Here is a 4,738-nt window from a genome sequence, read left to right as displayed (position 1 = left end):
GTCTTCCGGAAGACGGTGTCGTAATCCTTGGCAATTGTCCGATCGGGGTGAACGGGATTTCCGTGGCACGAGAGCGCGCTGATCACCAGTCCGGCATCTTCGATTTGCCGCTTGAACGATGCGGCAACTTCCGGGGACTGCAGACAAGCATCGATATCGATGTGGTTGTTTCCAGGCCAGCCACCGGTACCGACCTCGATGGCCGTGATCTGGGGATAGCGTTTCAGCTCGGTCAGCATCTCTGCCAGGCTCAGTTTCGCAAAGACGGGATCGAAGACACCAAGTCGCATTCCATTTACCCTCGCCGCAATACTATCGCGTTCAAAATCGACCTATGACGGCACCATATATTTTGATAATTAACAATTGTCCGCAAAGAATCGCGGTTCATTCGACGCATTCGTTTTATCTTTGACAAACCTGTGCACGCCTAGGCAGGATTTATGGCAGTCGTACCGCTGCCGGAACCGAGGAAAAGCTGCTGATGTCAACACAACCGAAACGCCTCTCCATGGGACTGGTAGGGCCTGGGTTCATTGCACCGCACCATATTGACGCAGTTCGCCGCCTTGGAGACGTGGATGTCGTCGCAATCGCCGGCTCCAGTGCTGCCTCGGCACGGAAGAAAGCTGATCTGCTCCACATCGAGACCTCCTATGGCGACTACCGCGAGCTGATCGCGCGGCCGGATATCGATGTGATTCACAACACGACACCGAACCATCTGCACTTCCCTGTCAGCCTTGCARCTCTGGAAGCAGGCAAACACGTCATCTCCGACAAACCGCTGGCGATGACCTCGAACGAGGCCTCCACATTGCGTGCGGCAGCCGATGCCGCCGGTGTAGTAAATGCCGTCACCTTTAACTATCGCGGCAATCCCCTGGTGCAGCAGGCACGCCAGATGGTGGAACAGGACAAGCTTGGACGTGTCTTCTTCGTGCACGGTCAGTATCTGCAGGACTGGATGACGGACGATCAGGTCTATTCCTGGCGATCCGATCCGTCCAAAGGGGGCGTGAGTTCCGCGCTTGCCGACATTGGCTCGCACTGGTGCGATCTTGCACAGCATGTCGCCGGAGCGCGCATCATCGAGGTCCTGGCGGACATGACAACTGTGGTGAAGACCCGCTACACCAGCGGCGCCTCCGCTGAGGCGTTCTCACAGAACCAGACAGGCGAACGGCATCCAGTCACCGTCAACGGCGAAGATCTCGCATCCGTGCTGGTCCGCTTCGATAACGGAGCGCGTGGATGCTTTACGGTCGGTCAGGTATTGTCCGGCCACAAGAACGGGCTGCAACTCGAACTCAATGGCCGTACTTCTTCCCTTCGCTGGCTGCAGGAAGAACAGAATGAGCTCTGGATCGGTCACTACAACCGGCCGAACGAGATTCTGAAGAAAGATCCCAGCCTGATGCTTCCGGGTGCGGCAGCCTATGCCTCGCTACCTGGCGGACACCAGGAGGGCTGGCCCGACGCCTTCCGCAACATCATTGCGGATATTTACCAGTGGATCCGAACCGGCGATCGTCCGGCGACCGTCTGTACCTTTGCGGATGCCGAATACCTCAGCCACGTTCTCGACGCTATGCTGGCGAGCCATGAAGCTGGTAGCGTGTGGAAGCGGGTCCAATTGCCTGCGGTTGCGGGCGAGACCAACACGGCGTCCCTGGCCGCACAATAAAACAATTCAAACTGATTCCGGAGAGACGACTTCCCGATGAACATGCAGATGCGGTTCCGGCTGAGCGCCATGATGTTTTTGGAGTTTTTCATCTGGGGTTCCTGGTATGTGACAGTAACAACCTGGGTTAGCCAGACGCTCCACTTCAATGGCGTGCAGACGGGAATGGTTGCCGGTACCACAGCCATCGGTGCTGTGCTGTCGCCCTTCCTCGCGGGGTGGGTCGCGGACAACCTGATGGCCGCGGAGAAGATGCTGGCGCTGCTGCACCTGGTCGGAGCTGGGCTGATGTATGCAGCGTCGCTGCAGACGAGCTTCGCTCCACTGTACGGGCTGGTGCTTGCATACTCCATCCTCTACATGCCGACCCTTGGCCTGGTAAACGCGATTGCTTTCCGCCAGATGAACCATCCGAAGTCGGAGTTTGCTCCGATCCGGGTGCTGGGAACTATCGGCTGGATCTGCGCGGGACTCCTTGTGAGTTACGGATTCCATGGCGACGCGACGGCGCTTCCGCTCAAGCTGGCGGCAGGCGGTTCAATCGTGATGGCGGTGTATTCGCTGCTTCTACCCAATACGCCTCCACAGGCAACAGAGAGCTTCAAGGTGAGCAATCTGTTTCCGGTCGAAGTGCGACGGATGTTCGGTGATCGCAGCTTCCTGGTATTTGCCCTGGCGTCGTTCCTGATCTGCATTCCGCTGCAGTTCTATTACGCCTTCACGAATCCCTTTCTGAACCAGATCGGTGTGGCGAACGCCGCGGGCAAGATGACGTTCGGCCAGATGTCGGAGATGGGCTGCATGCTGCTCATCCCCTGGTTCTTCCGCCGGCTTGGTGTGAAGTGGATGCTGATCGCGGGCATTTCAGCATGGGTACTGCGGTATGTCTTCTTTGCCTATGGAAATCCGCAAGCGGGCGTCTGGATGCTCTTGCTTGGCATCCTGCTGCACGGCATCTGCTACGACTTCTTCTTCGTGACAGGTCAAATCTACACCGACCACAAGGCGCCGGCAGCCTACCGCAGCGCGGCGCAGGGGCTGATCACCCTGATCACCTACGGCGTAGGCATGTTGCTTGGCTCATGGCTTTCAGGCGTGGTCGTCGACAGGTTCGCTTCTCCGGACGGGGGACACGCATGGACCTCGATCTGGCTGGTTGCAGCATCCATCGCCGCTGTGGTGCTGGTGTTCTTCTTCTTCGCCTTCAAAGAAGAGAACGGTGCTGAGGCCTAAGCTCCTGGAGTAAGCAATAGAAAGCCCGCGGCAACTGCCGCGGGCTTTCTTGCTGCTAGAGGCGAATACTAAGCCAGTGCAGCTTTGGCATACGCCAGGCACTTCCCTACTTCCTTCACCGAATCCGAGCCATCTGGGATTGGGTACTCCACCTCGATGGTGGCCGGGAACTTGTAGCCTTCTTTCTTCATCAACTGCAGCACTTCCTTGAGCGGTGTGTCGCCCTCGCCCCAGGGTGTGTTGGCTTCACCGTGCTCCTTACTCTTGCGATCCTTCAGGTGCATGCTGGTGATGCGATCGTGGTGCTTCTTCACGAACTCAATCTGGTCTTTGTTACCGGCAGCCGTGTAATGGCCGAGATCAAGATTGATGCCGTTGTAGGGAGACTGTGCGCAGGCTTCATCCCAGGTGGTAGGCAAAGCCTGCAGGTGCGCGTGATAGCCGATCATCATCTTGTGCTTCGCGCCGAACTCGCCGATGCGCTTGGTCAGCTCCGACTGACCGTCGGGCATCTCCATGGTGACATGGTTCGCTCCGCAGGCCTTGGCTGCGTTGAAGACGTAGTCGAACTCCGCATCGGGCATTCGCATCGTGAGGCCGGCCTTGAAGGCATAGATCCAGACGCCGGCGTCGGCATAGATCTTGCGCAGCTCTTCATACTTCGAGATCGGCATGGTCGTACGCCACTTCGTCAGAGCTTCGTTGTACTCAGTCATCTCCGGTCGTGGACCTGCGGGACGCGGCGCACCGGCTGCAGGCGGCGGACCTGCAGGACGCTGTATCATCGGGCGCTTGGGAGCTCCAGCCCACTCCTCCTGAATCGTTTCCAGCTCGCAGGCGTTAATACCGTTCTCGACCATGTACTTCAAGTCATCCAGCACGCCGTGCTGCGGCATCTGCCGGTAGCTGTAGCTGATGACACCAATCTGTACGCCGTTGAACTTCGAGTTGGGCTTCGTGGCTGCAAACAAACGAGCCGGGTTGGCTGCCACGGCAGCTGCTACCGGCAGGCTCGAGATTGCGAGTTTGCCGAATTCACGTCTTGAATACCGCATGCGTCACTCCTTAGGGCTAAAGACTTCGTTGAGCCAGAGGAAAGGACCGCGACACAACGAAGCGGCCCTTCCCGATTTCCAAACGCCTCTTACTGCAGGCGGAAGGCATATACCGTATCGCTGCCGGCAACAAGAACATACTGATGACCATCGAGCATGTAGGTCTCCGGAGCATTGGTTGTGGAGATGCGTGTGTGCCAAAGAGCCTTACCGGTGGCTGCATCATGCGCGACAAAGTTGCCGCGTGCATCCGAAGCAAAGAGAAGGCCTCCCGCGGTTGTCAGCAGACCGTTGAGCCCGCCGCCTCCTCCGGTAACACCGGGATAGCGATGCTTCCAGGCCGGCTTGCCTGTCTTCGGATCCATCGCAACCAGGTAGCTTCCCAGCGAGCCGACGCTCAGCTCATCTTTACCGCCGAGTCCCATCGCTCCGCGAGGGTCGGTGGTGGCCAGGTAGTACATCGCATAGCTCTCCTGTGCATGTGCATAGAAGTAGCCAGTCTGCGGACTGTACGCCGGCGGCGGCCAGTTCACGATGCCACCGTTGGCCGGAGAGACCAAGGCTCCACCAAGGTCAAAGTCCTTGGACGGGTCGCGGTCGGGAGCACCGTTCTTGTCGAGGGTGTCTTTCGCCCAGTTTGGAGAGTCGACAAGCTTGCTGGTCAGCAAATGCTCGCCCGTCACGCGATCGAGCACGAAGAAGTAGCCATTCCGGGCCGCCGTGATGGCCAGCTTACGCATCTTGCCACCGAACATGGCATCGG

Annotated in this window: 4 protein-coding genes and 1 pseudogene; 2 read left to right on the top strand and 3 right to left on the bottom strand. The window is 58.3% G+C overall.

The window, feature by feature from the left end:
• Window positions 1-290: pseudogene (locus AB4043_RS15030) on the bottom strand (sugar phosphate isomerase/epimerase); the annotation flags it as partial.
• Window positions 291-484: 194 nt separating this feature from the next.
• Here AB4043_RS15030 and AB4043_RS15025 point away from each other — a divergent pair.
• Both AB4043_RS15025 and AB4043_RS15020 read left to right on the top strand, forming a co-directional pair.
• Window positions 485-1,687: a Gfo/Idh/MocA family protein gene (locus AB4043_RS15025; protein ID WP_442307402.1), complete on the top strand. Its 1,203-nt coding sequence runs from the start codon at window positions 485-487 to the stop codon at window positions 1,685-1,687.
• A gap of 36 nt (window positions 1,688-1,723) precedes the next feature.
• On the top strand, window positions 1,724-2,920 hold the full coding sequence (locus AB4043_RS15020) for an MFS transporter (protein ID WP_442302633.1): 1,197 nt from the start codon (window positions 1,724-1,726) through the stop codon (window positions 2,918-2,920).
• Between the two features lie 68 nt (window positions 2,921-2,988).
• On the opposite strand, the gene AB4043_RS15015 is transcribed toward AB4043_RS15020, so the two are convergent.
• On the bottom strand, window positions 2,989-3,975 hold the full coding sequence (locus AB4043_RS15015) for a sugar phosphate isomerase/epimerase family protein (protein WP_442302634.1): 987 nt from the start codon (window positions 3,973-3,975) through the stop codon (window positions 2,989-2,991).
• An 89-nt stretch (window positions 3,976-4,064) separates the two neighbouring features.
• A partial coding sequence (locus tag AB4043_RS15010) for an outer membrane protein assembly factor BamB family protein (RefSeq protein ID WP_442307401.1) occupies window positions 4,065-4,738 on the bottom strand: 674 nt, incomplete at its 5' end.

Origin of the sequence: Terriglobus sp. YAF25 (genome assembly GCF_052113305.1) — a bacterium.
In the GTDB taxonomy this organism is placed as follows: Bacteria; Acidobacteriota; Terriglobia; order Terriglobales; family Acidobacteriaceae; genus Terriglobus.
This window is presented reverse-complemented; position numbering and strand designations above follow the sequence as displayed.

Coding starts and splice junctions, on each gene's coding strand:
- AB4043_RS15020 (WP_442302633.1), top strand. CDS start 1,724: ATGAACATGCAGATGCGGTTCCGGCTGAGCGCCATGATGTTTTTGGAG.
- AB4043_RS15015 (WP_442302634.1), bottom strand. CDS start 3,975: ATGCGGTATTCAAGACGTGAATTCGGCAAACTCGCAATCTCGAGCCTG.